Source organism: Azospirillum brasilense (assembly GCF_001315015.1).
In the GTDB taxonomy this organism is placed as follows: Bacteria; Pseudomonadota; Alphaproteobacteria; order Azospirillales; family Azospirillaceae; genus Azospirillum; species Azospirillum brasilense.
Genome location: NZ_CP012917.1, coordinates 283498 through 307865 on the forward strand (window position 1 = coordinate 283498; position 24368 = coordinate 307865).

At 69.5% G+C, this 24368-nt stretch carries 29 protein-coding genes; 21 read left to right on the top strand and 8 right to left on the bottom strand.

Features of this window, described 5'->3' with window-relative positions; translation table 11 throughout:
- Positions 1 to 27 precede the first annotated feature (27 nt).
- From flaF to AMK58_RS26210, 5 genes are all read left to right on the top strand, one after another.
- Positions 28 to 420 (top strand): flagellar biosynthesis regulator FlaF, encoded by a 393-nt coding sequence (flaF, locus tag AMK58_RS26190; RefSeq protein ID WP_035682208.1) that lies wholly within the window; start codon positions 28 to 30, stop codon positions 418 to 420.
- Entirely contained in the window at positions 410 to 847 is a 438-nt protein-coding gene (locus tag AMK58_RS26195; RefSeq protein WP_035682210.1) for a flagellar biosynthesis repressor FlbT, read from the top strand. Before flaF ends, AMK58_RS26195 begins: the two co-directional genes overlap by 11 nt.
- Positions 848 to 852: 5 nt before the next feature.
- Complete coding sequence (locus AMK58_RS26200) at positions 853 to 1245, top strand: FlaG family protein (RefSeq protein WP_035682213.1); 393 nt, start codon at positions 853 to 855, stop codon at positions 1243 to 1245.
- Positions 1242 to 2036, top strand: a complete 795-nt coding sequence (locus tag AMK58_RS26205; RefSeq protein ID WP_035682215.1) for a DUF1217 domain-containing protein — start codon at positions 1242 to 1244, stop codon at positions 2034 to 2036. The genes AMK58_RS26200 and AMK58_RS26205 overlap by 4 nt, the downstream gene beginning before the upstream one ends.
- Before the next feature lie 88 nt (positions 2037 to 2124).
- The gene (locus tag AMK58_RS26210; RefSeq protein WP_014199647.1) at positions 2125 to 3159 is read left to right on the top strand and encodes a hypothetical protein; all 1035 of its coding nucleotides are present in this window, start codon (positions 2125 to 2127) and stop codon (positions 3157 to 3159) included.
- A gap of 25 nt (positions 3160 to 3184) precedes the next feature.
- Here the strand turns inward: AMK58_RS26210 and AMK58_RS26215 are convergent, their stop codons facing one another.
- A complete protein-coding gene (locus tag AMK58_RS26215; protein ID WP_196813258.1) occupies positions 3185 to 4381 on the bottom strand; it encodes an MFS transporter in 1197 nt (398 codons plus the stop codon).
- A gap of 152 nt (positions 4382 to 4533) precedes the next feature.
- Between AMK58_RS26215 and AMK58_RS26220 the strand changes: the two genes are divergently transcribed.
- Positions 4534 to 5406, top strand: coding sequence for a LysR family transcriptional regulator (locus tag AMK58_RS26220; protein WP_035682217.1), 873 nt, complete (start codon positions 4534 to 4536; stop codon positions 5404 to 5406).
- A gap of 6 nt (positions 5407 to 5412) precedes the next feature.
- Here the strand turns inward: AMK58_RS26220 and AMK58_RS26225 are convergent, their stop codons facing one another.
- Positions 5413 to 6018 (bottom strand): hypothetical protein, encoded by a 606-nt coding sequence (locus AMK58_RS26225; RefSeq protein ID WP_059399650.1) that lies wholly within the window; start codon positions 6016 to 6018, stop codon positions 5413 to 5415.
- Complete coding sequence (fliI, locus tag AMK58_RS26230; protein ID WP_059399651.1) at positions 6015 to 7355, bottom strand: flagellar protein export ATPase FliI; 1341 nt, start codon at positions 7353 to 7355, stop codon at positions 6015 to 6017. The genes AMK58_RS26225 and fliI overlap by 4 nt, the downstream gene beginning before the upstream one ends.
- Positions 7356 to 7480: 125 nt before the next feature.
- Between fliI and AMK58_RS26235 the strand changes: the two genes are divergently transcribed.
- The 9 genes from AMK58_RS26235 to AMK58_RS26275 all read left to right on the top strand — a co-directional run bounded on the left by AMK58_RS26235 (position 7481) and on the right by AMK58_RS26275 (position 14579).
- A complete protein-coding gene (locus AMK58_RS26235) occupies positions 7481 to 7873 on the top strand; it encodes a flagellar basal body protein (protein WP_035682222.1) in 393 nt (130 codons plus the stop codon).
- A 20-nt stretch (positions 7874 to 7893) separates the two neighbouring features.
- Positions 7894 to 8313 carry a flagellar basal body rod protein FlgC gene (gene flgC / locus AMK58_RS26240; RefSeq protein WP_035682224.1) on the top strand — a complete coding sequence of 140 codons (420 nt, stop codon included), beginning with the start codon at positions 7894 to 7896 and terminating at the stop codon, positions 8311 to 8313.
- A 14-nt stretch (positions 8314 to 8327) separates the two neighbouring features.
- On the top strand, positions 8328 to 8693 hold the full coding sequence (fliE, locus tag AMK58_RS26245) for a flagellar hook-basal body complex protein FliE (RefSeq protein ID WP_059399652.1): 366 nt from the start codon (positions 8328 to 8330) through the stop codon (positions 8691 to 8693).
- A 152-nt stretch (positions 8694 to 8845) separates the two neighbouring features.
- Positions 8846 to 9112, top strand: coding sequence for a flagellar biosynthesis protein FliQ (fliQ, locus tag AMK58_RS26250; RefSeq protein WP_035682228.1), 267 nt, complete (start codon positions 8846 to 8848; stop codon positions 9110 to 9112).
- A 1-nt stretch (position 9113) separates the two neighbouring features.
- Complete coding sequence (locus tag AMK58_RS26255; RefSeq protein ID WP_035682231.1) at positions 9114 to 9884, top strand: lysozyme family protein; 771 nt, start codon at positions 9114 to 9116, stop codon at positions 9882 to 9884.
- A 70-nt stretch (positions 9885 to 9954) separates the two neighbouring features.
- Entirely contained in the window at positions 9955 to 12048 is a 2094-nt protein-coding gene (gene flhA, locus AMK58_RS26260; protein ID WP_059399653.1) for a flagellar biosynthesis protein FlhA, read from the top strand.
- Positions 12049 to 12058: 10 nt separating this feature from the next.
- Positions 12059 to 12817 carry a flagellar biosynthetic protein FliR gene (locus AMK58_RS26265; RefSeq protein ID WP_035682233.1) on the top strand — a complete coding sequence of 253 codons (759 nt, stop codon included), beginning with the start codon at positions 12059 to 12061 and terminating at the stop codon, positions 12815 to 12817.
- Between the two features lie 10 nt (positions 12818 to 12827).
- Positions 12828 to 13925, top strand: a complete 1098-nt coding sequence (flhB, locus tag AMK58_RS26270; protein ID WP_035682236.1) for a flagellar biosynthesis protein FlhB — start codon at positions 12828 to 12830, stop codon at positions 13923 to 13925.
- Positions 13926 to 14039: 114 nt separating this feature from the next.
- Positions 14040 to 14579 (top strand): hypothetical protein, encoded by a 540-nt coding sequence (locus AMK58_RS26275; protein WP_035682238.1) that lies wholly within the window; start codon positions 14040 to 14042, stop codon positions 14577 to 14579.
- A gap of 30 nt (positions 14580 to 14609) precedes the next feature.
- Here the strand turns inward: AMK58_RS26275 and AMK58_RS26280 are convergent, their stop codons facing one another.
- Positions 14610 to 15038: an Lrp/AsnC family transcriptional regulator gene (locus AMK58_RS26280; RefSeq protein ID WP_035682240.1), complete on the bottom strand. Its 429-nt coding sequence runs from the start codon at positions 15036 to 15038 to the stop codon at positions 14610 to 14612.
- A 131-nt stretch (positions 15039 to 15169) separates the two neighbouring features.
- Here AMK58_RS26280 and AMK58_RS26285 point away from each other — a divergent pair, with 131 nt between their 5' ends.
- Entirely contained in the window at positions 15170 to 16297 is a 1128-nt protein-coding gene (locus AMK58_RS26285) for a saccharopine dehydrogenase family protein (protein ID WP_035682242.1), read from the top strand.
- A 30-nt stretch (positions 16298 to 16327) separates the two neighbouring features.
- On the opposite strand, the gene AMK58_RS26290 is transcribed toward AMK58_RS26285, so the two are convergent.
- On the bottom strand, positions 16328 to 18082 hold the full coding sequence (locus AMK58_RS26290; RefSeq protein WP_035682245.1) for a thiamine pyrophosphate-dependent enzyme: 1755 nt from the start codon (positions 18080 to 18082) through the stop codon (positions 16328 to 16330).
- A 290-nt stretch (positions 18083 to 18372) separates the two neighbouring features.
- Between AMK58_RS26290 and AMK58_RS26295 the strand changes: the two genes are divergently transcribed.
- From AMK58_RS26295 to AMK58_RS30050, 4 genes are all read left to right on the top strand, one after another.
- A complete protein-coding gene (locus AMK58_RS26295; protein ID WP_035682247.1) occupies positions 18373 to 19299 on the top strand; it encodes a PDR/VanB family oxidoreductase in 927 nt (308 codons plus the stop codon).
- Positions 19300 to 19335: 36 nt separating this feature from the next.
- Positions 19336 to 19761, top strand: coding sequence for a PAS domain-containing protein (locus AMK58_RS26300; protein ID WP_035682249.1), 426 nt, complete (start codon positions 19336 to 19338; stop codon positions 19759 to 19761).
- A 125-nt stretch (positions 19762 to 19886) separates the two neighbouring features.
- Positions 19887 to 20201, top strand: a complete 315-nt coding sequence (locus AMK58_RS26305) for a hypothetical protein (protein ID WP_035682252.1) — start codon at positions 19887 to 19889, stop codon at positions 20199 to 20201.
- Between the two features lie 147 nt (positions 20202 to 20348).
- Complete coding sequence (locus tag AMK58_RS30050) at positions 20349 to 20522, top strand: DUF1328 domain-containing protein (RefSeq protein WP_014199667.1); 174 nt, start codon at positions 20349 to 20351, stop codon at positions 20520 to 20522.
- Between the two features lie 4 nt (positions 20523 to 20526).
- Here the strand turns inward: AMK58_RS30050 and AMK58_RS26310 are convergent, their stop codons facing one another.
- Together AMK58_RS26310 and AMK58_RS26315 are read right to left on the bottom strand one after the other, a co-directional pair.
- The gene (locus tag AMK58_RS26310; RefSeq protein WP_051140922.1) at positions 20527 to 21744 is read right to left on the bottom strand and encodes a S41 family peptidase; all 1218 of its coding nucleotides are present in this window, start codon (positions 21742 to 21744) and stop codon (positions 20527 to 20529) included.
- Between the two features lie 56 nt (positions 21745 to 21800).
- On the bottom strand, positions 21801 to 22763 hold the full coding sequence (locus AMK58_RS26315; protein WP_035682254.1) for a LysR family transcriptional regulator: 963 nt from the start codon (positions 22761 to 22763) through the stop codon (positions 21801 to 21803).
- A 103-nt stretch (positions 22764 to 22866) separates the two neighbouring features.
- Between AMK58_RS26315 and AMK58_RS26320 the strand changes: the two genes are divergently transcribed.
- A complete protein-coding gene (locus tag AMK58_RS26320; protein WP_035682256.1) occupies positions 22867 to 23631 on the top strand; it encodes an SDR family NAD(P)-dependent oxidoreductase in 765 nt (254 codons plus the stop codon).
- Positions 23632 to 23697: 66 nt separating this feature from the next.
- On the opposite strand, the gene AMK58_RS26325 is transcribed toward AMK58_RS26320, so the two are convergent.
- Positions 23698 to 24345 (bottom strand): DUF47 domain-containing protein, encoded by a 648-nt coding sequence (locus AMK58_RS26325; protein ID WP_035682258.1) that lies wholly within the window; start codon positions 24343 to 24345, stop codon positions 23698 to 23700.
- Positions 24346 to 24368 lie beyond the last annotated feature (23 nt).

Genomic DNA, 24368 nt, shown 5'->3' on the forward strand with positions numbered 1-24368 from the left:
CCCGTGCGCGTTGCATAAGGTGCGACCATGAGCATCGCCGCCTACCAGCAGACGATGGCCGAGTGCGAAGACCCGCGCCGCATCGAATATCTGGTCTTCCTCCGCATCACCCTGGATCTGGAGGCCAACCGCGACGCCGGCTGGCGGTCGGCGGCGCTGAAGGACGCGCTGTGGCGCAACCTGGAACTCTGGAACACGCTGCGCGCCGACCTGCTGGAGGACGGCAACGCGCTGCCCGAGGCGCTGCGCGCCGGGCTGGTCTCGCTGTCCTTCTCGGTGGCCCGGCAGACCACCCAGGTGCTGCGCGGCGAGGCCGACGCGGGCGGGCTGATCGACATCAACCGGTCGGTCATGCGCGGCCTGCAGGGCGTGGCCCGCACGGAGGCCCCCGCGGCGATGGAGGCGTCCTATGGCGCTTAAGCTCCGCCTCAAGCCCTGCGAGCGCGTGGTCATCAACGGCTGCGTCGTGCAGAACGAGAACCGCCGCTACACCCTGACCGTCAGCAACTTCGCCCAGATCATCCGCGGCAGCGACATCATGCAGGAGGACGAGGCCGACACCCCGGTCCGCCGCGCCTACTTCCTGATCCAGAGCATGCTGCTGGACCCCCAGGCGGCGGAGCAGTACGGCAGCGTCGTCGCCGGCATGATGGCCAAGCTCTACACCGCCTTCATGCATCCGGAGATGCAGGACCGCATCATGCAGGCGATGCGCAACGTCAGCGACCGCGACTACTACAAGGCGCTGGCCTGCCTGCGGCCGGTGATGGCCTACGAGGACGGGCTGCTGAACGCCCAGCGCTCCCCGCGGGACGAGCGAACTCCCGAGACTTGCGTGGAGGCCTGACCGCCATGCCCGCCCCCATCCAGGGACTGACCGGCGGCGTGTCCGGCGTCAACGGCGAGCGCGGCACCGCCAGCGCCGATCTGATCGCCGAAGCCCGCCAGCGTCAGGCCGACCGGCTGCGCGCCGCCCAGGCCGAAGCCGCCAAGGCCACCGAGGTGGTCGAGGAGACCCGCGCGTCGGCGGAATCCGACAACCGCCGCCAGCCCGATCCAATCTTGCCCGACCCCATCCCGCCCTACCGCGTCAACCTCGACCCCGGCACGGGCCGCCTCTCCACCGAGGTGCTCGACACCCACACCGGCGAGGTGATCCTGCGCATCCCGCCCTCCTACGCCGATCCGGCGGAGGACGCGGCGGAGGAGAGCGGGCGGCCGAAGGCCCCGGAGGTGAAGGCATGAGCACGCTCCAGGATTATCGCCAGATCGTCCGCAACCAGGACCGCTACGACGCGATGATCCGCTCGCGGCCCGACGTGAAGCGCAACATCGCCTATTTCGAGGCGAACATCGGCAAGATTTCCAGCGCCGAGGAGCTTCTGAAGGACGACAAGCTCTATCGCTTCGTCATGGTGGCCTTCGACCTGGAAAGCCAGACCTACGCGCGCGCCCTCATCCGCAAGGTGCTGGACCAGGGGGTGAAGGACCCGGAGGCGCTGGCCAACCGCATGAACGACGCAAAGTTCAAGGAGATGGCCACCGTCCTGTCCTTCAAGGAGACGGGCGGCGCCACGCTGAAGGAGCCGGCGATCGTCAAGGCCATCGTCGACCGCTTTGTCGACGTGTCGCTGGAGGTGAAGGCGGAGGAGAGCAATCCGGCGGTCCGTCTGGCGCTCTATTTCGACCGCAAAGCGCCGCGCATCACCAACTGGTATCAGGTGATGGCCGACCGCGCGCTGCAGAAGGTGGTCTTCACCGCGCTCGACATTCCCGAGCAGTCGGCGCTGGGCGACCTCGACCGGCTGGTCGACAAGCTGAAGAAGCGCTTCGACATCGCCGACTTCAAGGACCCGGCCAAGCTCGGGAAGTTCCTGGACCGCTTCTCGGCCATGTACGACCTGAAGAACGGTGGGCCCGCCGGGGCCTCCACGAACCTCCCCTACATCGGGCCGATCAACAGCCGCGGACGCTCATCGATCATCGCCATCGACCCGTCCATCACCATGTCGCTGCTGAACTTCCCGCGCTTCTGAGCGGCGGCGTTCCGGCAGGCCGAATTCCGGGAGATTGGCTGTGCAGCCGAGCCGACAGGCCAGGCCGCCGGGCACTTGGCCGCACGTCGTGGCCCTGCTGCCCGGCCCGGACGACCGGGACGAGGACACCGCCCGCGACTCCCTTCATATCCTGCCGATGACCATCCTGCCGCTGGAGACTCCGGGCCTGCGCCGGGCGCGGCTGATCAAGAACGTCCGGCTCCAGACGGTGGTGGAGCTCTTCAACGACGTTCACGCCGGCAGCGGGCAGGTGATGCCCAGCCAACTGCCGCTGCATTTTGGCAACCGCTCGCCCGAGCTGGACCGCGACCTGCTGATGATCGGGCAGATCGCCCAGGCCGCCAGCTTCGATGTCTATTCCCTGCGCATCGAGCTGCGCCGCCTGAAGATCGCGGTGGATGAGCACGCCGCCCTGCGCCTGTCCCAGCGCCGGAAGGACCAGCTCACCCGCTACATGCGCGTCTTCACCCGCCCGCTGATCGAAAGCGTCTACGGCAGCGACGACGTGCAGGTGCAGAATGTCGAGGACCTGATCCGCCTGTTCGCCGAACCCGATCTGGCGGAGGTGCGCCGCCGGCTGACCATGATGGCCGACCGGCTGGACATCGCCATGGCCGACATCCCGGCCTTCCTTGAGGAGTACGGCGACATCTTCCTGTCGCTGGCCTATTTCAAGCAGTGCCTGGACGAGATCGTCCCCGACGTGCAGGCCTTCCTGGCCTGGATGGACGCGGTGCGCGGCTTCAGCGAGGTCCGCCGCGACGCCCGCCACGCCCGGATGCTCGACGAGGTGGGCCGGGACCTGACGGAGATCGCCGCCTCCATCACCGGGCGGTTCGAGAGCTTCGACAACCGCTCCAAGGACTTCTGGCGCAACATCAACGCCCAGAGCTTCCGCAGCATCCGCGACCTGATCACCAACCACCACGTCACCATCGGCGGGGTGCTGTGCGGGCTGGCGGTGAAGATGGCCCTGTGGAAGGCTCGCTTCTCCAGCGGCGGCGGCCCGGTCCGCCGCTTGGAGTTCATCCGTTCCGAAATCCTGCCGGGCCTGTCGCACATCCGCTCCCTGGAGCGCTCGGCGCGGAGCGGGGGGCGCTAAGGCCCCCGGCATTCCACAGACCTCCTTACCGGCGCCGTGCGGCGAGTTGCAGGGCGGTGGCCGCCGCGGCGACGGCGATGCCCAGACCGGTCACCGCGGTCCAGCCCCCGGCGTTCCAGGCCAGCGTCGCCGCGCTCGATCCCAGCGCGCCGCCCAGGAACATGCCGCCCATGAAGATGGTGTTCAGCCGCGCGCGGGCTTCGGGGCGCAGGGCGTAGACGATGTGTTGGTTCGACACCAGCGCCGCCTGGACCGCGAAGTCGAGCAGGATCACCCCGGCGACCAGCCCGGCGACCGACGTCCACAGCCCGAACAGCAGCCAGGAGGCGAGCGTCAGCAGCGTGCCCAGCAGGATCACCCGGTGCGGCCCGCTGCGGTCGGCGATCCGCCCGGCCAGCGGGGCGGCCAGGATGCCGACCGCGCCGACGATGCCGAACAGCCCCGCCGCGTCGGCGCCCAGGCCGAAGCGCGGCTCGGCCAGACGCAGCGCCAGGATGGTCCAGAAGGTGGTGAAGGCGGCGAACAGCAGCCCCTGGGTGACCGCGGCCAGCCGCAGGGCCGGAAACTCCCGCCACAGATGGACCAGCGAGCGCATCAGCGCCGGGTAGCGCAAGGACGCGTTCGGATGGCTGCGCGGCAGCATGACGGCCATCAGCGCGGCCGCAGCCAGAGCCAGCGGAACGGCCAGCCAGAACATGGCGCGCCAGCCCTCGTGCGTTCCGACGAAGCCGGCCAGCGTGCGGCTGAGCAGGATGCCGGTCAGCACCCCCGACATGACGGTCCCCACCGCCGCCCCCCGCCGCTGCGGCGAGGCGAGATGCGCGGCGAAGGGAACGATCTGCTGGGCCACCGTCGCCGAGACGCCGAGCAGCAGCGAGGCGGCGACCAGCAGGGCGGGCCCCTGGGCCAGCGCCGTCACGACCAGCGCCGCGGCGAGCAGCAGGAACTGCCCGACGATCAGCCGCCGCCGCTCCACCAGATCGCCCAGCGGCACCAGCAGGAGCAGTCCGGCGGCGTAGCCGAGCTGCGTGGCGGTGGGGATCATGCCGGTCAGCGGGCCGGGCAGGTCGCCTTCGATCAGGCCCAGCATGGGCTGGTTGTAGTAGATGTTCGCGACGGCCAGCCCCGCGGCGGTCGCCATGGCGAAGGTCAGCCCGCGCCCGAGCCGGGTTTGGTCGGGTGCGTGGGTTGATGTGTGGGGCATTGTGTCGGTGATGCTCATGACATGCGGTCCTTTTGCAACATCCCCTCTCCCCTCTGGGGAGAGGGCTATGTGAGGCCCAAGGCGATGATTTCTGCGACAGACCCTATCGCACTTTCACAATCCGCATCAGTCATGCAGAATGAATGGCCTGTATGTCGGAATATGAAGTAATGGACCTCGCCGGACTCGCCGTTCTGGTGGAAGCCGCCCAGGCCGGCAGCTTGGCCGGGGCCGCCCGGCGGCTGGGCATCTCGCCGCTGATGGCGACCCGGCGGCTGGCCGCGCTGGAGGAGGCCATGGGCGCGCGGCTGATGCAGCGGACCACCCGCTCCCTCGCCCTGACGCCGGAGGGGGAGGCGATGCTGCCCTTCGCCCAGGCGATGCTGGAGAACGAGGCGGCGGCGCGGGCCAGCGTCCGCCCGTCCTCCGCCGGGGCGTCGGGGCTGTTGCGGCTGACCGCCTCCGCCGCCTTCGGGCGCAAGGTGGTGGTGCCGGTGGTCGCGGACTTCCTGACGGACAACCCGCAGGTTTCGGTCGATCTGCTGCTGACCGACACGGTGGTGGACATCGTCGGGCAGGGCATCGACCTCGCCATCCGCATCGCGCATCTGAAGGATAGCGCGCTGATCGCGCGGCGGCTGGCCGACAACCCGCGGGGGCTTTACGCCACGCCCGGCTATCTGGCGGCCCGCGGCACGCCCGCCGCCGTCGCCGATCTGGCGGAGCACGAGTGCCTGTGCCTGTCCGGCACGACCCACTGGAGCTTCGCGGGTGACGGGCGGGAGCGGCGCGTCCGGGTGCGCGGCCGCTTCACCGCCAATTCCATCGAGGGGTTGCGGGACATCTGCCTCGCCGGGCTCGGCATCGCCGTGCTGTCCGAGTGGGACGTGCGCGACGAGGTGGCGCGCGGCGCGCTGGTGGCGCTCCGCCTGTCCGACGGGGCGTTGGAGCCGCTGGCGGTGTGGGGCGTCCACCCCTCGGCGCGCTTCGTGCCGCCGAAGGTGCGGCTGTTCATGGACGCGCTGGCGAAAGCGCTGCGCTGACCGGGGTCAGAGCCGGACGGCCGGGCGGTCCGCCGGTTGGGTGGCATGCAACTCGTAGAGCTTCGCCAGGATTTGCGGGGCGGGCTGCTCCGCCTTGGGCGCCGGTACATCCGCCGCGGCGTCGGTGCTTGGCGTCTTGCGGGCGAGCGCTTCCGCCAGCACGGCGGGGGTCGGGCGATGGTCCGGCGTTGGCTCCGTTTGCGGCTCTTGCGCCGGACCGGCGAGGAAAGGCAGGGGCGGGGCGTTGGACGGCGCGTCCTTCGCCGGGGCCTTCGTCTCGTCCGAGCCGCCCTCCGCCAGCGCGACGAGGTGGCCCAGCGGGTCGTCGCCGGTCACCGCCTCGAAGGCGGCCATGGCGGCGCTGCCCAGCAGGCCGATGGGGCCGCCGAACAGGAAGCCGCCGGCCAGCCGCGCCGGCAGGCCGATCTCGTCGCCGGTGGCGTGGCGGTAGACCTGCGACACCCCCGGCAGATGCTGGAGCGGATTCACCGCGTCCAGCAGGTCCCCGAAATCCAGGCTGAGGTCCGCCGCCTCCGGCTTGGCGGCGGCGGGGTTGGCCGGAGGGGTGGTCGGGGCAAGCGCGCGGGCGGCGAGCGCGGTGGCGTTGGTCATGGCGTGGCTCCGGCGGGAACGGCGAGGATGCGGTCGAGGACACGGAAGGAGTCGGGGGACGGCGTGGCGTCGTCCTTGCCCTGGCGCAGGAACTCCTCCAGCGCCGGGTTCAGCGCGACGGCGCCGTCCACCTCCGCATCGGTGCCCTGCTTGTAAGCGCCGATGCGCACCAGCTCCCGCATGTTGTCGTAGGTGGCGGCGAGGCTCCGCGCGCGGCGCAGCAGGGCGTTCTGCTCCGCCGTGTGGCAGCCGGGCAGCAGGCGCGACACGCTGCGCAGCACGTTGACGGCGGGGTAGCGGCCCTGCTCGGCGATGCGGCGGTCCAGCACGATGTGGCCGTCGAGGATGCCGCGCACCGCGTCGGCGATGGGCTCGTCATGGTCGTCGCCGTCGACCAGCACGGTGAAGATGCCGGTGATGTCGCCCTGGCCCTCGCGTCCCGGCCCGGCGCGCTCCATCAGTTTGGGGAGTTCGGCGAAGACGCTGGGCGGGTAGCTCTTGGCGGTCGGCGGCTCCCCGGCGGCCAGCCCGATCTCGCGCTGGGCCATGGCGAAGCGCGTCACGCTGTCGATCAGGCAGAGGACGTGCAGGCCGCGGTCGCGCAACTCCTCCGCCACGGTCAGGCAGAGATAGGCGGCCTGCCGGCGCATCAGCGGCGGCTCGTCCGAGGTGGCGACGACGACGACGGAGCGGGCGAGGCCGTCCGCTCCCAGGTCATCCTGGATGAATTCCTGCACCTCGCGCCCGCGTTCCCCGACCAGCCCGATCACGATGGCGTCGGCCCCGGCGTGGCGGGCGACCATCGACAGCAGCGTCGATTTGCCGACGCCGGACCCGGCGAAGACGCCCATGCGCTGGCCGCGGCAGATGGGTGTGAAGACGTCGATGGCGCGCACGCCGGTGTCCATCTTCGCCCCCACCCGGCGGCGCGCGTAGGCCGGCGGCGGGGCGGCGCGCAGCGGGCGGGCGTGGTGGCCGTTGCGCAAGGGGCCGCGCCCGTCGATCGGTTCCCCCAAGGCGTTGACGACGCGGCCCAGCCAGCCGGGGCCGGGGCGCAGCGTGAAGGCGGTGTCGTCGGTGACGGCGGCGCAGCCCTCCGCCACGCCGTCGAGGTTGTCGAAGGCCATCAGCAGCGTGCGGCCCTGGCGGAAGCCGATGGTCTCGCACAGCAGCCGCTGGCCGCGCGCCGTCTCCGCCCAGCATTTGTCGCCCACCGCCAGGACGCGGCGCAGCCCCTCCACCTCCAGCGTCATGCCGGTGGCGCTGCGGATCTCGCCGCGCCAGGATCGGGTCGGCATCCGCTCGATCTCGGACAGAAGGTTGGAAAGCACGCGCATCGCCGGGACGTCTCCGCCGTGTCGGAATGCGCTGATCCTGCCACGAGGATTTTAAATCCGGTTTTAAACGGCGGGCGTCATCTTGGCCCTGCCTTGCTTTCCGGCTTTGCGATAGGGCCGTTCCAATGGATTTTAGCAATATTTCGGTGTTCCGGCTGGCCGGCGCGCGCCTCGATTACTTGGCGGAGCGGCAGAAGCTGATCGCCGCCAACGTCGTGAACGCGAACACGCCCGGCTATCAGCCGAAGGACCTGAAACCCTTCGCGGCGCTGATGGACGGCCAGCAAGCGGTGGCGCCCGCGCTCACCTCGCCCATGCACCTGACGGGCTTCAACCCGTCCGGCGCGGTGCAGGAGGCGCGCAAGCCCGAGCAGTGGGAAACCACGCCGGACGGCAACGCCGTGTCGCTGGAGCAGGAAATGACCAAGGGCAGCGAGACGCGCGACGCCTTCGCCCTGACCGCCGGCCTGTTCCAGCGCAACCTGCAAATCCTGCGCGCCGCCTGGCGCGCCGGCTGACGACTTCGGAGTCCCCTCCCATGCTCACCGATCCCCTGGCCGCGACGATGCGGATCGCCAGTTCGGGCCTGCAGGCGCAGGGCACCCGGCTGCGCGTGGTTGCCGAGAACATCGCCAACTCCGATTCCACCGCCATGACGGCGGGCGGCGATCCCTACCGCCGCAAAACCGTATCCTTCGCGACCACGATGGACCGCGCCGCCGGGTCGGAACTTGTGAAGGTCAAGCAGATCGGGCGCGACCGCAGCGACTTCCAGCTCGTCTACGAGCCCTCGCATCCCGCCGCCGACGAGAAGGGCTACGTCAAGCGCCCGAACGTCCAGCCGCTGATCGAGATGATGGACATGCGCGAGGCCAGCCGGTCCTTCGAGGCGAGCGTCAACGTCATCGAGCAGTCGCGCAGCATGATGAGCCGCATGATCGACCTTCTGCGCGGCTGAGGAGACGAAAGAGCATGATCGAACCCATTGGCCGCGCCGCCGCCGCCTACGGCCTCCACCGCGCGCCCCTGGCCCAGCCGGCCCCCGCCGCCTCGCTCGCCACCCCGCCCAACGCGGCGGCTGCGGCGTCACCGTCCGCCGATACGGCGGCGTCGACGGCGGAGAGCAGCTTCGGCGCCTTCCTCGACCGTCAGGTGTCTCAGGCGGTGGAGACGCTGAACGAGGGCGAGCGCATGTCCGTCGCCGCCGTCGCCGGCAAGGCCGGCACGCACGAGGTCGTGCGCTCCGTGCTCGCCGCCGAGATGACCGTGCAGACGGTGGTGTCGATCCGCGACCGCATGGTGCAGGCCTATCAGGACGTCATGCGGATGGCGATTTGAGCTGTGCGGTGATTGGAGCGTTATTGCCCCCTCCCTAACCCTCCCCCGCTTCGCAGGGGAGGGGACTAAGCTCCCTCTCCTGCGAAGCGGGGGAGGGAAGGGGCCCATGCGCAGCATGGGAAGGGTGGGGGCAACAGTGAGGAACTCCCCCAATGAACGAAGCCGACGTGCTGGAAGTCCTGCGCACCGGCATCTGGACGATGCTGCTGATCGCCGCCCCGCCGCTGGTCGTCGCGGTCCTGGTCGGCGTGGCGATCTCGCTGGTCCAGGCGCTGACCCAGGTGCAGGAGATGACGCTGACCTTCGTGCCGAAGATCGTCGCCATCCTGGTCACCACCGTGCTGGCGCTGCCCTTCATGTACGGCGCGCTCACCACCTACGCCGATCGGCTGGGCAGCCTGATCGTCTCGGTGCGGTGACATGCGCCGGCTGGCCGGACTGGCGCTGCTGCTCCTGGCCGGAACCGCATCGGCAGCGGAGGTGAAGCCGCCCGCCGCCCAGATCGGCACTTGGTCCACCGCCCTCTACGCGCCAAGAGCCCTGCCCGCGCGCAGCCTGCCGCCGGAGGCCGCCTGCATCGACGCCATCCTGGCGGCAGAGCGCGAGGCCGGGGTGACCGACCACATGCTGCTCGCCATGGGCTTTACCGAGGCCGGGCGGATGACCGCCGACCGGCTGTTCACCGTCTGGCCCTGGACCGTCAACACCGAAGGCGCCTCCCGCTACTTCCCGACGCGGGAGGAGGCCATCACCTTCGTGCGCGCCGCGCAGGCGCGGGGCACGCGCTCCATCGACGTGGGCTGCCTCCAGGTCAATCTGAAATGGCACCCCGACGCCTTCCCCGACCTGGAGACCGCCTTCGACCCGCGCGCCAACGCCCGCTACGCCGCGCGCTTCCTCGGCGACCTGCACCGCGCGCAGGGATCGCTGGACGCCGCCATCGCCCGCTACCACTCCGCCCAGTCGGAGCGCGGGGCGGCCTACCGCGAGCGGGTCGGCGGCAACCGGCGCTGGGTAGCCGGCGCCATGGATTACCTGAAGACGCTGGCCGCCGGTCCCCAGACCGCCAATTCCCAAGCCGCCGCCGGTGCGCTGCCCGCCTGGGGCAAGGCCGAGCTTGGCCGCCTGTCCTTCCTGTCCAGCCTCTACGCCAACGCGGCGGTGAAACCGCTGTTGCCGACAGCCGAGTAGCGCAGACGTAAAAGCCGGTTTTACCACGGGACGCTAGCGTACCAACGGTGCCGCACCCTGGAGTTCCCGCATGGCTTTCACGGACACCCTTCGCAACCGGATGACCAGCCTCGGCGATGCCGGGCTGGCGAACCGCGACGTGCTGTTCGCGCTGGGCATCCTGCTGGTGCTGGCCGTGCTGTTCCTGCCGGTGCCGACCTGGTTCCTCGACCTCGGGCTGACGCTGTCGCTGGCGGTCAGCGTGCTGATCCTGATGGTCTCGCTGTGGATCAGCAAGCCGCTGGACTTCTCGTCCTTCCCGACCGTCCTGCTGGTCGTCACGGTGCTGCGGCTGGCGCTGAACATCGCCTCCACCCGCCTGATCCTCAGCCACGGCCACACCGGCCCGTCCGCCGCCGGCCATGTGATCGAGGGCTTCAGCCAATTCATCATGGGCGGCAACTTCGTGATCGGCGTGGTGATCTTCGCCATCCTGATCGTCATCAACTTCGTGGTCATCACCAAGGGTGCCTCCCGCATCGCGGAGGTCGGCGCGCGCTTCACGCTGGACGCCATCCCCGGCAAGCAGATGGCCATCGACGCCGACCTGTCCGCCGGCATGATCGACGACGTCGAGGCCCGCCGCCGCCGCAAGGAGCTGGAGGACGAGAGCACCTTCTTCGGCGCCATGGACGGCGCGTCGAAGTTCGTGCGCGGCGACGCGGTGGCCGGGCTGGTCATCACCGCCATCAACGTGCTGGGCGGCATGGCCATCGGCATGGCGCAGCAGGGCATGTCCTTCGAATCCGCGGCGTCGGTCTACACCATCCTGACGGTGGGCGACGGTCTGGCGACGCAGATCCCGGCGCTGGTCGTCTCGCTGGCCGCCGGCCTGCTGGTGACCAAGGGCGGCAACGTCGGTTCCGCCGATCAGGCGGTGCTCGCCCAGCTCGGCGGCTATCCCAAGGCGCTGATGGTGGCGGGCGGGCTTCTGGTCACGCTGGGCGTCACGCCGGGCCTGCCCGCCGCGCCCTTCGTCATGCTCGGCGGCGGCTTCGGCGCGGCGGGCTGGTACGCGATGCGCGGCAAGATGCGCCGCGCCGCGCTCGCCCGGCTGGAGGAGAGCCGCAAGGCGCCCACCGCCCCGGCTGAGGAGGCGGTGGAGGACATGCTGAAGGTGGACGAGGTCAAGGTGGAGGTCGGCAACCACCTCGTCCCGCTGATCCTCAACAAGAACGGCCCGCTGACCGGCAAGGTGAAGACGCTGCGCAAGCGCTTCGCCAAGGAGTTCGGCTTCATCCTGCCGTCGGTGCGCATCAAGGACAGCAGCTTTCTGCCGCCCAAGGGCTATGTGGTCAGCGTCATGGGCGTCGAGGTGGCGAGCGGCGAGGTGCGGCCCAAGCAGCTTCTCGCCATCGACCCGTCCGGCGGGGCGGCCCCCGACCTGCCCGGCGAGGCGACGCGCGAGCCGACCTTCAACCTCCAGGCCCGCTGGATCGACCCGGCCCGCCACGAGGAGGCCATCGCCAAGGGCTACACGGTGGTCGACCCGGAAAGCGTCATCACCACCCACCTGACCGAGGTCATCAAGGACCATCTCTCCACCCTCCTGACCTTCGCGGCCATGCAGAAGCTGCTCGACGGGCTGGGGCGGGAGTACCAGAAGCTGATTTCCGACATGGTGCCGTCGCGCATCACGCTGGTGGTGGTGCAGCGCGTGCTTCAGGCGCTGCTGGCGGAGCGGGTGTCGATCCGCAACCTGCCGGCCATCGTCGAGGCCATCGCCGAGGCGGTGAACTGGACGCGCAACATCACGCTGGTCACCGAGCATGTGCGGGCGCGGCTCGGCCAGCAGATCTGCCAGTCGCTGACGGCACCCGACGGCTTCGTCCCGGTCATCGTCCTGACCCCGCGCTGGGAGCAGGCGCTCCAGCAGAGTGTCATCGCGGAGGGCGAGGATCGCCGCTTCGCCATGCCCCCGACCCAGGTGCAGGAGTTCCTGACGGCGCTGCGCATCACCATCCAGAAGCACGCCACGCCCCAGGTCTGGCCGGCCCTGCTGGTTGGGGCGGAGGTGCGGCCCTTCGTGCGCTCGCTGCTGGAGCGGGTCAGCCCGATGACCCCGGTCATCAGCCACGCCGAGCTGCATCGCAAGGTGTCCGTCAAAACGATCGACCAGGTCTGAAGGAGCGGTGATGGACACGCTCGCCGACCTGCTCAGCCTGGAGGTCTACCGCGCCTTCCTGGTCTTCGCCCGCGTCGCCGCGGCGGTCAGCCTGCTGCCGGGCTTCGGGGAGCTGGCGGTGCCGCCGCGGGTGCGGCTGTGCATCGCGATCCCGGTGGCGCTGGCGCTGACCCCGACCGTGCCCGGCCTGCCCGACCGGCTGCCGCCGGACGCCGCGGTGATGCTGGAGCAGATCTTCGCGGAGACGGTGGCCGGTGCCTTCCTCGGGCTGGGCGCCAAGCTGTTCCTGGCATCGCTCCAGGTCGCCGGCAACATCGCCGCCCAGGCGATGGGCCTCGCCAACCCCTTCGGCACCGACGCGGCGGGGTTCGAGAGCGGGTCGATCCTGTCGGGCACGCTGGTCATCGCCGGGCTGGCGCTGCTGTTCGCGCTCGACCTGCATTACCTGATGATCGACGCGCTGGTGCGCTCCTACGGAAGCTGGCCGGCGGCGACGCTGCCCGATCCTGGCATGGTGGCGGGGCGCTACGCCCAGCTCGTCGGCGTCACCTTCCGGCTGGGCGTGCAGATGGCCGCCCCCTTCCTGGTCTTCGGCATGATCGCCAACATGGCTCTGGCCCTGGTCAACCGGGTGATGCCCTCCATGCCCGTCTATTTCGTCGCCACCCCGGCGATGGTCGGCGGCGGGATGCTGGTCTTCCTGGTGACGGCGGGCGCCATGGTCACCGCGACGCTGGCCGCTATGGCCGGCTGGCTCGGCGGGCGGTGAGGAGGCGGGGATGTCCGACGGCCAGGACGAGGAGCAGAAAACCGAGGAGCCGACCGAGAAACGCCTGCGCGAGGCGATGGACAAGGGCGACGTCCCCCGCGCCCGCGACGTCGGTCTGGCCGCCGCCATGGCGGCGGCCTGGCTGATCGCCGCGGCGGGCGGGCCGCTCGCCGCCTCGCGCATCGCCGAGGTGCTGCTGCCGCTGATCGAGAATCCGAACGACATCCGGCTCGACGGCGGTCCCTACGACGTGATGAACAGCCTGCGCTGGCTGATCGGCGGGGTGGCGGTGGCGATGCTGCCGGTGCTGGGCCTTCTGGTCGGCGGGGCGGTGGTGTCGGCGGTGGGGCAGGGGCCGCTGCTGGCGGCGAGCGACCGCATCCGGCCCAAGCTGTCGCACCTGTCGCCGCTCAGCGGCTGGCGCCGCATCTTCGCGCGCCACGCGCTGGTCGAATTCCTGAAGAGTCTCGTGAAACTGGCGATCATCGCCTGCGCCGTCTGGTTCGCCGTGGCGCCCTACATCGATTGGACGGAGGGGATCGTGGGCATGGACGTTGCGGCGCTTCCCGACCTGCTGCGGGACCTGACCCTGCGGCTGCTGCTGGCCGTCCTCCTGGCGACGGTGGTGATGGCCGCCGTGGACGTGCTGTGGAACCGGCTGGAGTGGCGGCGCCGCCTGCGCATGACCTTCCAGGAGCTGAAGGACGAGTTCAAGCAGACCGAGGGCGACCCCCATCTGAAGGCGAAACTTCGCGAGATCCGGCGCGACCGCTCGAAGCGCCGCATGATGGCAAACGTGCCGCGCGCCACGGTGGTGATCGCCAACCCGACCCACTTCGCGGTGGCCCTGGAGTACGACCGCGCCAAGATGCCGGCGCCGGTCTGCCTCGCCAAGGGGGCCGACCTCGTGGCGCTGCGCATCCGCGCGGTGGCCGAGGAGAACGGCGTTCCGGTGATCGAGAACCCGCCGCTGGCCCGTGCCCTCTACGCCGCGTCGGAGGTCGACGCGGTGATCCCGCTCCAGCATTACCAGGCGGTGGCCGAAGTGATGATGTATGTGCTGCGCCTGAAGAACGGAGGAGCCGCGCAGCCGGCGCAGCGTGCATGATGGGGTGGCTATGATCGGGCGGACGATGGATGGTTTGGAATTCCGCTTAATGTCTTCTCAACGGGTTTGGCGGTAGACGAAAGGAATCCTCCCCTTCCGCGGCGCATCACGGCAATGAGCGACGGCGACGACCTGTTCGAGATGTACCGCTCCGACCGCGCGGCCTCCGGCGCGCTGAAGGGGGAGGCGCTGGCCAGCGCGCTGGCCGACAACGTGCGGCGCAGCTTCGCCGAGATGGACCGGCTGATCCCCGAGGTGACCCAGGCGCTCGCCCAGGCCCGCTACACGCTGCGCCTCGCCCCCGCGGTGGTGGACCGCGGCGCCTATATCCAGCACGACCGCTCCTCCGAGAGCTTCCGCGATTACCTGCGCCTGTGGAGCCACCGCCGCGCCGAGGCGGGCAGCGGCGGGATGCATTGGGAAGCGAAGATCCTGGTCACCGACAGCCGACGCCGCACGGCGGAACTCGGGCTGGGCGTGGCCGTCGAATGGCCGTCCGCGGACCGTGCGGCCGATTGCGCCTTCGTGGAGTTCTGGACGACCGGCCAGGGGGTGAATCTTCCCTCCGAGGGCCGCAACTTCCAACGCGCCCTGGTCGCCTGCCTGCGGCGGCTGGAGGAGGCGGGAGAGATCACGCCCGCTGGGAAGCGCTGACCGCGGCGGCCGGGCGGCCATCACCTCCCCTCACCGTTCGAACTTTGTCGCCATGATGATCGACGAGGTCGTCCGCTCGATGCCGTCGATGGCGCCGATGCGGTCGATCAGCGCGTCCATCTCCTCCATGCTCCCGGTCCGCACCACGGCAATCAGGTCATGCGCGCCGCTGATGGCGTGGAGCGCCCGCACCTCCGGGATGCGCTTCAGCGCCTGGACCACCGCGGCGGTCAGCTTGGGCGACAGGTTGATGGAGACATGGGCGCGGATCATCCGGCGCGCCGTCTCGTCCGACAGCCGCACCGTGTAGCCGGCGATCACGCCGCGCTCCTCCAGCCGCTGGATGCGGCTCTGCACCGTGCTGCGCGACACGCGCAGGCGGCGGGCCAGCGCGGCCGTGGGCTCCCGCGCGTTGTCCTGAAGCGCGTCGAGAAGGTGCTGATCCAGCTCGTCCATCATATCGCCGGCCTTTCCGTCAATCCGCCGAGCATAACTGGGCGTTTCGTCACCCTGCACCCTGCACATCGACAGGCCGTCCGGTCAAGATTGCGTCATAACGACGCAAACCAGAAAGCAGGGGGTACGGGACGATGCGCGACATTCTTCTGATGGGCGGCGGCAAGATCGGCGAGACCATCGGCGACTTCCTGAAGGCCACGGGCGATTACCGGGTGACCGTCGCCGACCGTTCGGCGGACGCGCTGGAGCGGCTGCCCGCCCACACGCGGATGGAGACGCGCGTGGTTGACGCCGCAAACCCCGCCGATCTCGCCGAAGCGATGCGCGGCAAGTTCGCGGTGCTGAGCGCTCTGCCCTACCACCTGACGGTCGGCGTGGCGGAGGCGGCGCGGGACGCCGGCACCCATTACCTCGACCTGACGGAGGACGTGGCGAGCACGCGGCGCGTCAAGGAGCTGGCGGACGGCGCGCGCTCGGCCTTCATCCCGCAATGCGGGTTGGCGCCGGGCTTCATCTCCATCGTCGCCAACGACGTGGCCTCGCGCTTCGACACGCTGGACACGGTGCGGATGCGCGTCGGCGCTCTGCCGAAATACCCGTCCAACGCGTTGAACTACAACCTGACCTGGAGCACCGAGGGCGTCATCAACGAGTATCTGGAACCCTGCGAGGCCATCGTCGAAGGCCGCCTCGTCTCCGTGCCGCCGCTGGAGGAGCGCGAGGAGTTCTCACTCGACGGCGTGCTGTACGAGGCGTTCAACACCTCGGGCGGCCTGGGCACGCTGTGCGAGACGCTGGCGGGCAAGGTGCGGACGCTCAACTACCGCTCCGTCCGCTATCCGGGGCACCGCGACCTGATGAAGGCGCTGCTGCACGATCTGCGGCTGGGCAGCCGGCGGGAACTGCTGAAGGACATCCTGGAGCACTCGATCCCGGCGACCCTCCAGGACGTCGTGCTGATCTTCGTCACGGTGACCGGGACGAAGCGGGGGCGGCTGCTCCAGGAGACCTACGCCAACAAGATCTACGGGCGGGAGATCGGCGGCACCTTCTACAACGGCATCCAGATCACCACCGCGTCGGGCATGTGCGCCGTGCTGGACCTGCTGGCCGACGGCACGCTGCCGCAGCGGGGCTTCGTGAAGCAGGAGGAGGTGCGCTACGCCGACTTCATCGCCAACCGCTTCGGGCGCAACTACGCGATGACCGACGCGGCCCCCCAGCAGGGCGCCCAGCAGGGGGCGGGGCGCGCCGCCTGAGCGGGCGCCCCATTCCAACCGAGCCGCGCCTCAGATCACCTCGCGGGCGCGGCCCTTGAAGACGGTGGCGGCGATCTTCAGGGCGTCGGGGGTGCCGCGGGCCAGCGCCTCGGTGAAGTGGAGGGCCTGCTTGGCTTGGACCTTCGGCGGCATCGGCGGCTCGTTGGTGTCGACGAGGCAGTCGACCACCACCGGTCCGGGATGGGCGAGGGCGGCGTCCAGCGTGGCGCCGCAATCCTTCGGGTCGGTGATGGTGAAGCCCCGGCCGCCGCAGGCCTCCGCCACCTTGGCGAAGTCGATGGGCTGGAGGTCGCAGACATACTCGGGGTTGCCGAGCATGGCGATCTGCTCCCATTTGATCTGGCCGAGGGAATTGTTGTTGTTGATGATGACCTTGATCGGCAACTTGTACTTCACCGCCGTGGCGAAGTCGGCCATCAGCATGGAAAAGCCGCCGTCCCCGACATAGGCCACCACCTGCCGTCCGGGATGGGCGAGCTGGGCGGCGATGGCGTAGGGGACGCCCGGCGCCATGGTGGCGAGGTTGCCGGACAGGGAGTGCATCTGGCCGCGCCGCGCCGGGATCTGCCGCGCCCACCAGGTGGCGATGGTGCCGCTGTCGCAGGCGACGATGGCCGTGTCGGACAGGCGCTTGCCCAGCTCCCACGCGACGACCTGCGGCTTCATCGGCAGGTCGGGGCGGGTGCCGCGCTCCTCCATCAGCGTCATCCACTCCGCCTTGCCCGCCTGCGCCGTCTTCAGGAAGGAACGGTCCTCGTGCCGCCGCACCCGCTCGGTCAGGATGTCCAGCGCCAGCCCGCAGTCGCCGACCAGCCCGGCCTCCACCGGATAGCGCAGGCCGATGCGCGCCGCGTCGATGTCGATCTGGATGGCGCGGGCCTGCCCCGGCTTCGGGTAATACTCGATGTAGGGGAAGGTCGAGCCGGCGATCAGCAGCGTGTCGCAGGTCTCCAGCGCCTCTTGCGAGGGGGCGGTGCCGAGCAGCCCGACCTGTCCCGTCGTGAAGGGGCTGTCGTCCGGCACCGCGGCCTTGCCCAGCAGCGCCTTGACGATCACCGCCCCCAGCTTGTCGGCCAGCCGTTCGAGCTGGTCGGTCGCCCGCAGCGCGCCCTGGCCGGCCAGGATGACGACGCGCTTCCCGGCGTCGAGGATCTCCACGGCGCGGCGGGTCTGCGCCTCCGACGGGACGGGAAGCTGGGGGGCGAACAGGGCGGTGTTGTGGCCCTTCACGTTGCGCGGCGCCCGCATGTCGGCGCCGATGCCCTGCTCCTGCAGATCGACGGGGATGGTGATGTGCGACACGCCGCGGTGGGCGAGCGCGGTGCGGCAGGCCAGATTGGCGATGTTGCGGACATGCGCCGCCCCCATGATGCGCTGGTTGTAGAGCGCGACGTCCTGGAACACCTTGTCCAGCTCCACGTCCTGCTGGGTGTAGGTGCCGACGAGGTCGTGGTATTGCAGCCCGGTGATCGCCAGCACCGGCTGGTGGTCCAGCTTGGCGTCGTAGAGACCGTTCAGCAGATGCAGCCCGCCGGGGCCGGAGGTGGCGATGCACACGCCCAGCCGCCCGGTGAACTTGGCGTAGCCGCAGGCGGCGAAGGCCGCCGCCTCCTCATGCCGGACCTGGATGAAGCGGATCTCGTCCTGGCGGCGGCGCAGCGCCTCGACGATGCCGTTGATGCCGTCGCCGGGCATGCCGAAGATCGTGTCCACACCCCAATCCACCAGAACATCCACCAGGATGTCGGAAGCCGTGCTCGCCATGAGGGAGTCTCCGTCGCAAACGGTCGTGATGAAGTCGCTCGATCCATCGGCAACCGAGCGGAGCCGGGACGGTTCCCCGAACGGTGGGACGTTCTTAGCTCTTGACCTCAAGTTAAGTTGAGGTTCTAGAGTGGCTGTAATGTATCTGGCATGCCAGAGACGCTCCGCACAGGTCGGACGTCCGGACGCAGGCCGGGATGCAGGAACGGACAACCACCCGGGCGGGCAAAAGAATGACGACAACCGGTCAAAAGGAGAGTACGCAGCGGCCGCCTGCGACGACGCGGTCGATGCGTGTCCATCATATGGCGCGCGTCACACCGCAAGTGCTGCTGGTGGAACTCCGCGACCCGGACGGCGAGGATCTGCCGTCCTACGAACCGGGCGCGCACATCGACGTGCATCTGCCGGACGGGGCGGTGCGCTCCTATTCACTGTGCGGCGACCCGGCGGATCGCTCCGCCTACCGGATCGCCGTTCTGAATCTGCCGGGCGGGCGGGGATCGCGCTTCATCCATGGGGACCTGCGGCTCGGCACCGCCGTCGCCATCGCTCCGCCCCGCAACAATTTCCGCTTCGATGCCGCCCCGCGCTACCGGTTCATCGCCGGGGGCATCGGCATCACGCCTCTGCTGCCGATGATCCGCGAGGCGTCGCGCCGGGGAGCCGATTGGGTCCTGCATTATTGCGTGCGCAGTGCGGCCGAGGCACCGTTCCTCGCCGAGCTTCGCGAGTTGGGCAACGGCGAGGTGGTGGTTCACGCCGCGGACGAAGGCCGGCGGCTGGCGGTGAACGACCTGCTCGCGGCGACGCCCGACGATGCCCTGATCTATTGCTGCGGGCCGCAGCGCTTGATGGACGCGGTCGCAAGCGCCATGCGGCCGTCGCAGGATGTGCGCTTCGAATGGTTCACGCCGCGCTCGGATGCGGGGCGTGACGCGGCGCCGGACGATTGCTTCGAGGTCGTCTGCGCCCGCTCCGGCGTGACCGTCGCGGTGAAGGAGGGGGTGAGCGTGCTGGACGCGCTCGACGCCGCGGGCGTCCCGGTTGTCTCGTCGTGCGAGCAGGGCATCTGCGGCACCTGCGAGACGGCGGTGCTGGAGGGAGAGCCCGACCATCGCGACAGCGTCCTGTCCGACGCCGAACGCACCGCCGGAAAGACGATGATGATCTGCGTGTCGCGCGCCTGCAGCGCACGCTTGGTCCTGGACATTTGAATCGGGCACATCGCAACGGAAAGACAGAGGGGATTTATGACCGACAACGACCTGCAACGGTTGGGGCTGGCGCTGCTGAACAGCCCGGCCGAGGCCATCGCCTATTCCGACCGCGAGGGCATCATCCGCTTCTGGAACGCGGGGGCGGAGCGCGTGTTCGGCTTCACCGCCGAGGAGGCGCTCGGCCAGTCGCTGGACATCATCATTCCGGACCGTCAGCGCCAACGCCATTGGGACGGCTACGATCAGGTGATGAAGACGGGCGAGAGCCGTTACGGCAGCGGCGATCTTCTGTCGGTGCCGGCGACGCGCAAGGACGGAACCCGCATCTCGGTGGAGTTCACCATCGTGCCGCTGAAGGATGCGGACGGCGCCATGATGGGGATGGCGGCGGTCATGCGCGACGTCACCGCCCGGTTCGACGAAGTGAAGGCCCTGCGCCGCCAAGCCGCCGGACGCTGAAACGCTCATTATCCCGGGAGAGCCACGCAGCGTTCGATGCGTGGCTCTCCGAAATCGGAACCCTCATGGGCGGGGGCAGTTGAGAGGAGGCGATATCCTCAAGACATCAGCGTAGGGAGTGCGACATGCGCAATCTGATGATCGCGGCGTCGGCCGCGATGCTTCTGGCCGCCTGTTCGGGTATGGATGGTGGCGGAATGAGCGGCGGCAGTTCCGGCAGCAGCATTTCGGGCGGCGGCACGTCCGGCAGCCAGGGTGTGGACGAGCCGAACGTCAATCCGAACGCGACCACCTCCAGCCCTGGTCCTTACAGCGGAGGCCCCTACAGCGGGTCGGGGGTGAGCGAGCCGCAAAGCCGCACCCGGTCGCCCAACGAGTCCGGCATGGACCAGGGCATGACACGCCAATCCCTCCCGAACCGCTCCGGCACCGGGTGGTAACCCGCAACGGCACGGCCATCCTGCGGAATTCCGGACCCGGGCGAATAGGGAGAGCCTGACCGGCCTGTTCTGGAACCCGCGGCGGTCGGCGAGGTTCCTACCCTGCCGGCCACGCCGGCTGGGTTTCAGAACGCGCAGGAGTTGTCCATGCTGAAATGGGCGTTGATCTTTTTCGTGGTGTCTCTGGTCGCCGGCGCGCTCGGCTTCACCAACGTGTCGTCGGCCACCGCGGGAGTCGCGAAGATCCTCTTCGGGATCGCGCTGATCATCTTCCTGGTCTTCCTGGTGCTCGCCCTGCTGGCCGGCGAGGTGATTTTCTGATCCGTCAGCGGAGCCCCGCTGACTGGGGACGAAGAATGGACAGCGCGCGGGCGAAGGCCTGATCGTTGGCCGCGTTGGGGATGCCGTTGGACGGTAGGGCGGATTGCCCGTCCTCCGCAGCCGGCTCCGCGATGGTCTCGTCGGGCTGGATGCCGATCTGGTGGATCGACTGGCCCGACGGTGTGTAGTAGCGCGCCGTGGTCAGCTTCAGCGCCCCGCTGTCGAAGGGGATGACGCTCTGGATGATCCCCTTGCCGAAGGTCGTCGTGCCGATCACCGTCGCGCGCCGGTGGTCCTTGAGCGCCCCGGTCAGGATCTCCGCGGCGGAGGCGGATTTCGCGTTGACCAGCACCACCAGCGGCAGGCCGTCCGTCTCGTCACCCGGCGTGGCGATGTAGGTCTTGTCCGCCCCGCGTCCGGGGCCGCGGGCGGTCAGGATCGTTCCCTTGTCGAGGAAGGCGTCGGCGACGCGGACGCTCGCCTGCACCAGCCCGCCGGGGTTGTCGCGCACATCGATGATGAAGCCGCCGATGTCCGGCCCGATCCGCTCGCGCAGCGAGCGGATGGCCGTGCTGACCCCGGTGGCGGTCTGACGGTCGAAGCGGGTGATGCGGATGTAGCCCACCGTCCCGACGGCGCCCAGCCGGACCGAGGGAATGCGCAGCTTGCCGCGGACCACGCTGACCTCGAAAGGGTCGGGCATGCCGGCGCGCAGGACGGTCAGCGACACCGCCGCCCCTTCCGGACCGCTCAGCATCTGCTTGACGGTCGCCAGTTCCGCCCCGCCTACCGGCTGCTGGTCCACCGCCAGGATCACGTCGCCGGAGCGCAGCCCGGCGGCCTCGGCGGGGGACTCGGGAACGGTCTCGACAATGCGGACGCGGGTGCCGTGGGCCTCGTAGCGGATGCCCAGCCCGGCGAAGGCACCGTCGTTCGACGCCTGCAACTGGCGGTATTCGCCATCGTCGAGATAGGCGGAGTAGCGGTCCCGCCCGGCCATCGCCTTGATGGCGATGTCGACCAGTTCATGGTCGGTCAGCGGCTCGACATATTGGCCGCGGATGGTGCGCAGCGCCCGGACGAAGCGGTCGACCTCCTCCGCCTCCGTACTGTGGCCATAAGGGGTTGCATCGCCGGCCTGCGCGCTCCGTCCAGCGGTCATACCGCCTGGGATCGCGAGGAAGGCGCAAAGGGCGGCGGCGGTGACGAGGCGCAGCTTCACGGCGGCAATCTCTCGGGATCGGAGCGGCGATGCTTCGAAATTAGCCGCGAATTGGTTTATGTACCGTTAACCATAACCGGAGCGTGTTGGTCCTTGCCCAGGCTGTCGGACCGCCGCCATGCCGGCTCCGACAGGCGTTCGACCAGGAAGTCGGCCAGGACCCCGACCTTCGCCGGGCGTGTGCGGGCCGACGGCGTGACGAAGTAGAGCCCGCCTTTCGGCAGTGACCAGTCGGTCAGGATGGCGGTCAGCCGCCCGTCCGCCAGATGCTCCGTGGCCATGAACTCCGGCAGTTCGGCGATCGCCAAGCCCTCCAGGAGCATCGGCACCAGGGCGTCGGCGTTGGTGACGCGCAGCGGGCCGGATGGCGTGACACTCTCCTCCTCGCCGGCGCCGTTGGTGAAATGCCAGATGTCCTGGCGCCGCCGGTAGGCGTAGCCCAGGCAATGGTGGTCCTTCAGGTCACGGGGATGCCGGGGCAGGCCGTGGCGGGCGATGTAGCGGGGGGCGGCAAGGACGACGGGAGCGATGGGGCACAGCCGCCGCGCCACCAGCGAACTGTCCGGAAGCACGGCGATCCGCAGCGCAGCGTCGAAGCCCTCCCCAACCAAGTCGACGGTCGCGTCGCTCAGATGCAGGTCGATGGAAATCTCCGGATAGAGACGGAAGAAGTCCGGCAGCAGGGGCGCCACCCAGCGCAGCCCGAACGACATCGGCACCGCCAGACGGATCAGACCGCGCGGGCGGCTGGACAGTTCACGCGCCGCGTTCTCGGCCGCTTCCGCCTCGTCATAGAGGCGCATCGCGCGCTCGGCCAGGGAATGGCCGAAATCGGTCAAGGCCAGCCGGCGCGATGTGCGGTTGAACAACCGTCCGCCCAACCGCTCCTCCAGCCGGCCGACCGCGCGCGACACCGTGGCGACCGACACGCCCATGGCGCGGGCCGCACCGGCGAAGGAGCGCTCCTCCACCACCTTGGCGAACATCGCCAGGCCCTCGAAATCCGGCAGCTTCGACATCGCCAATCCTGCAACGATGGTTTTCAGTCGTTTCTATTTCGATGTGTGTCCGCCGTCGATAGCTTTGTCTCCAGCGAACAACCCAGTCCCAAGGAGACTTCCGATGTCACGCAAGCTTGACGGCAAGATCGCCCTCGTCACCGGCGCCACCAGCGGCATCGGCCTCGCCGCGGCCAAGCGCTTCGCCGCCGAAGGTGCGGCCGTCTATCTCACCGGCCGTCGCCAATCCGAACTGGAGGCCGCGGTCGCGGCGATCCGGGACGCCGGCGGCACGGCGACGGGGGTGCAGGCCGACTCGTCCAATCTGGCCGATCTCGATCGGCTCTATGCCCAAATCCAGAGCGAGGCGGGCCGTCTTGACGTGCTGTACGCCAACGCCGGCGGCGGCGGCATGCTGCCGCTGGGCGCCATCACCGAGGATCAGTACGAGGACACGTTCAACCGCAATGTGAAGGGCGTGCTGTTCACCGTGCAGAAGGCGCTGCCGCTGCTCGGCCGGGGCGCGTCGGTGATCCTCGCCGGGTCCACCGCCGGCAGCATGGGCACGGCGGCCTTCAGCGTCTACAGCGCCAGCAAGGCGGCGGTGCGCAACTTCGCCCGCAGTTGGATCCTCGACCTGAAAGACCGCGGCATCCGCGTCAACACGCTCAGCCCCGGTCCGATCCGCACGCCGGGTCTGGTCGAGCTGGCCGGTCCGGACGCGGCGCAGCAGCAAGGGCTGGTGGATTATCTGGCGGCGCAGGTGCCGCTGGGCCGCGTCGGCGATCCCGACGAAATCGCCAAGGCCGCTGTCTTCCTGGCGTCCGACGACAGCAGCTTCGTCAACGGCGTGGAACTGTTCGCCGACGGCGGCATGGCCCAGGTTTGAAGTCAAATCCGAGGAAGGGACCGGGGGAACGGTTTCCGATCCCCCGCCCAACACTGGAAAGCGTCCTTACGCCTGATCCAGGGTGATCCCTTCGATCAGGTCGCCCACATCGTCGCAGCGGTCGGTGACGGCTTCCAGCAGTTCGTAGACCTCGCGGCGGCCCAGGAAGTCGATCATCTCCGGACGCTCGGCGATCAGGGACTTCATGGCGTCGCGCAGGATCTCGTCGGCCTCGTCCTCCAAATCGGAGATCTGGCCGCAGATGTGCAGGATGCGGTCGGCGTGGACGGAGATCTTGGTCAGCAGCGGCATGACCTCGGACAGCAGGGCCGCTTGGCGGCGGCCGATCGCCGCCATGCGCATCATCCGGTCGTCGAAGGTCTCGATGCCGTAGAGCGCGGCGAGGCGCGGCACTTCGTCCATCAGGTCGATGCAATCATCCAGCGCGTTGATCAGCGCCTGGATCTCCGACCGGTCGAAGGGGGTGATGAAGGCGCGGTGCAACCCGCGCCCGGCGTCCTTGGCGACGCGGTCGGCGTCCTTCTCGATCCGCTTCAGCGTCGCGGTGCGGTCGGCGCGCTCCTCCGGACCGGCCTGCATGACGGCTTCCAGGGCGGCGGCGGCGTCGACGATGTGGCGGGCCTGCTCGATGAATTGCTCAATGACCCGCTCTTCCTTCGGCATCATGGAGCGGATGGCGCGCAGCAGCAGCATGGAAACGGTTCTCTCGGTCGGTT

Coding starts and splice junctions, on each gene's coding strand:
- flaF (WP_035682208.1), top strand. CDS start 28: ATGAGCATCGCCGCCTACCAGCAGACGATGGCCGAGTGCGAAGACCCG.
- AMK58_RS26195 (WP_035682210.1), top strand. CDS start 410: ATGGCGCTTAAGCTCCGCCTCAAGCCCTGCGAGCGCGTGGTCATCAAC.
- AMK58_RS26200 (WP_035682213.1), top strand. CDS start 853: ATGCCCGCCCCCATCCAGGGACTGACCGGCGGCGTGTCCGGCGTCAAC.
- AMK58_RS26205 (WP_035682215.1), top strand. CDS start 1,242: ATGAGCACGCTCCAGGATTATCGCCAGATCGTCCGCAACCAGGACCGC.
- AMK58_RS26215 (WP_196813258.1), bottom strand. CDS start 4,381: ATGAGCATCACCGACACAATGCCCCACACATCAACCCACGCACCCGAC.
- AMK58_RS26220 (WP_035682217.1), top strand. CDS start 4,534: ATGGACCTCGCCGGACTCGCCGTTCTGGTGGAAGCCGCCCAGGCCGGC.
- AMK58_RS26225 (WP_059399650.1), bottom strand. CDS start 6,018: ATGACCAACGCCACCGCGCTCGCCGCCCGCGCGCTTGCCCCGACCACC.
- fliI (WP_059399651.1), bottom strand. CDS start 7,355: ATGCGCGTGCTTTCCAACCTTCTGTCCGAGATCGAGCGGATGCCGACC.
- AMK58_RS26235 (WP_035682222.1), top strand. CDS start 7,481: ATGGATTTTAGCAATATTTCGGTGTTCCGGCTGGCCGGCGCGCGCCTC.
- flgC (WP_035682224.1), top strand. CDS start 7,894: ATGCTCACCGATCCCCTGGCCGCGACGATGCGGATCGCCAGTTCGGGC.
- fliE (WP_059399652.1), top strand. CDS start 8,328: ATGATCGAACCCATTGGCCGCGCCGCCGCCGCCTACGGCCTCCACCGC.
- fliQ (WP_035682228.1), top strand. CDS start 8,846: ATGAACGAAGCCGACGTGCTGGAAGTCCTGCGCACCGGCATCTGGACG.
- AMK58_RS26255 (WP_035682231.1), top strand. CDS start 9,114: ATGCGCCGGCTGGCCGGACTGGCGCTGCTGCTCCTGGCCGGAACCGCA.
- flhA (WP_059399653.1), top strand. CDS start 9,955: ATGGCTTTCACGGACACCCTTCGCAACCGGATGACCAGCCTCGGCGAT.
- AMK58_RS26265 (WP_035682233.1), top strand. CDS start 12,059: ATGGACACGCTCGCCGACCTGCTCAGCCTGGAGGTCTACCGCGCCTTC.
- flhB (WP_035682236.1), top strand. CDS start 12,828: ATGTCCGACGGCCAGGACGAGGAGCAGAAAACCGAGGAGCCGACCGAG.
- AMK58_RS26275 (WP_035682238.1), top strand. CDS start 14,040: ATGAGCGACGGCGACGACCTGTTCGAGATGTACCGCTCCGACCGCGCG.
- AMK58_RS26280 (WP_035682240.1), bottom strand. CDS start 15,038: ATGATGGACGAGCTGGATCAGCACCTTCTCGACGCGCTTCAGGACAAC.
- AMK58_RS26285 (WP_035682242.1), top strand. CDS start 15,170: ATGCGCGACATTCTTCTGATGGGCGGCGGCAAGATCGGCGAGACCATC.
- AMK58_RS26290 (WP_035682245.1), bottom strand. CDS start 18,082: ATGGCGAGCACGGCTTCCGACATCCTGGTGGATGTTCTGGTGGATTGG.
- AMK58_RS26295 (WP_035682247.1), top strand. CDS start 18,373: ATGCGTGTCCATCATATGGCGCGCGTCACACCGCAAGTGCTGCTGGTG.
- AMK58_RS26300 (WP_035682249.1), top strand. CDS start 19,336: ATGACCGACAACGACCTGCAACGGTTGGGGCTGGCGCTGCTGAACAGC.
- AMK58_RS26305 (WP_035682252.1), top strand. CDS start 19,887: ATGCGCAATCTGATGATCGCGGCGTCGGCCGCGATGCTTCTGGCCGCC.
- AMK58_RS30050 (WP_014199667.1), top strand. CDS start 20,349: ATGCTGAAATGGGCGTTGATCTTTTTCGTGGTGTCTCTGGTCGCCGGC.
- AMK58_RS26315 (WP_035682254.1), bottom strand. CDS start 22,763: ATGTCGAAGCTGCCGGATTTCGAGGGCCTGGCGATGTTCGCCAAGGTG.
- AMK58_RS26320 (WP_035682256.1), top strand. CDS start 22,867: ATGTCACGCAAGCTTGACGGCAAGATCGCCCTCGTCACCGGCGCCACC.
- AMK58_RS26325 (WP_035682258.1), bottom strand. CDS start 24,345: ATGCTGCTGCTGCGCGCCATCCGCTCCATGATGCCGAAGGAAGAGCGG.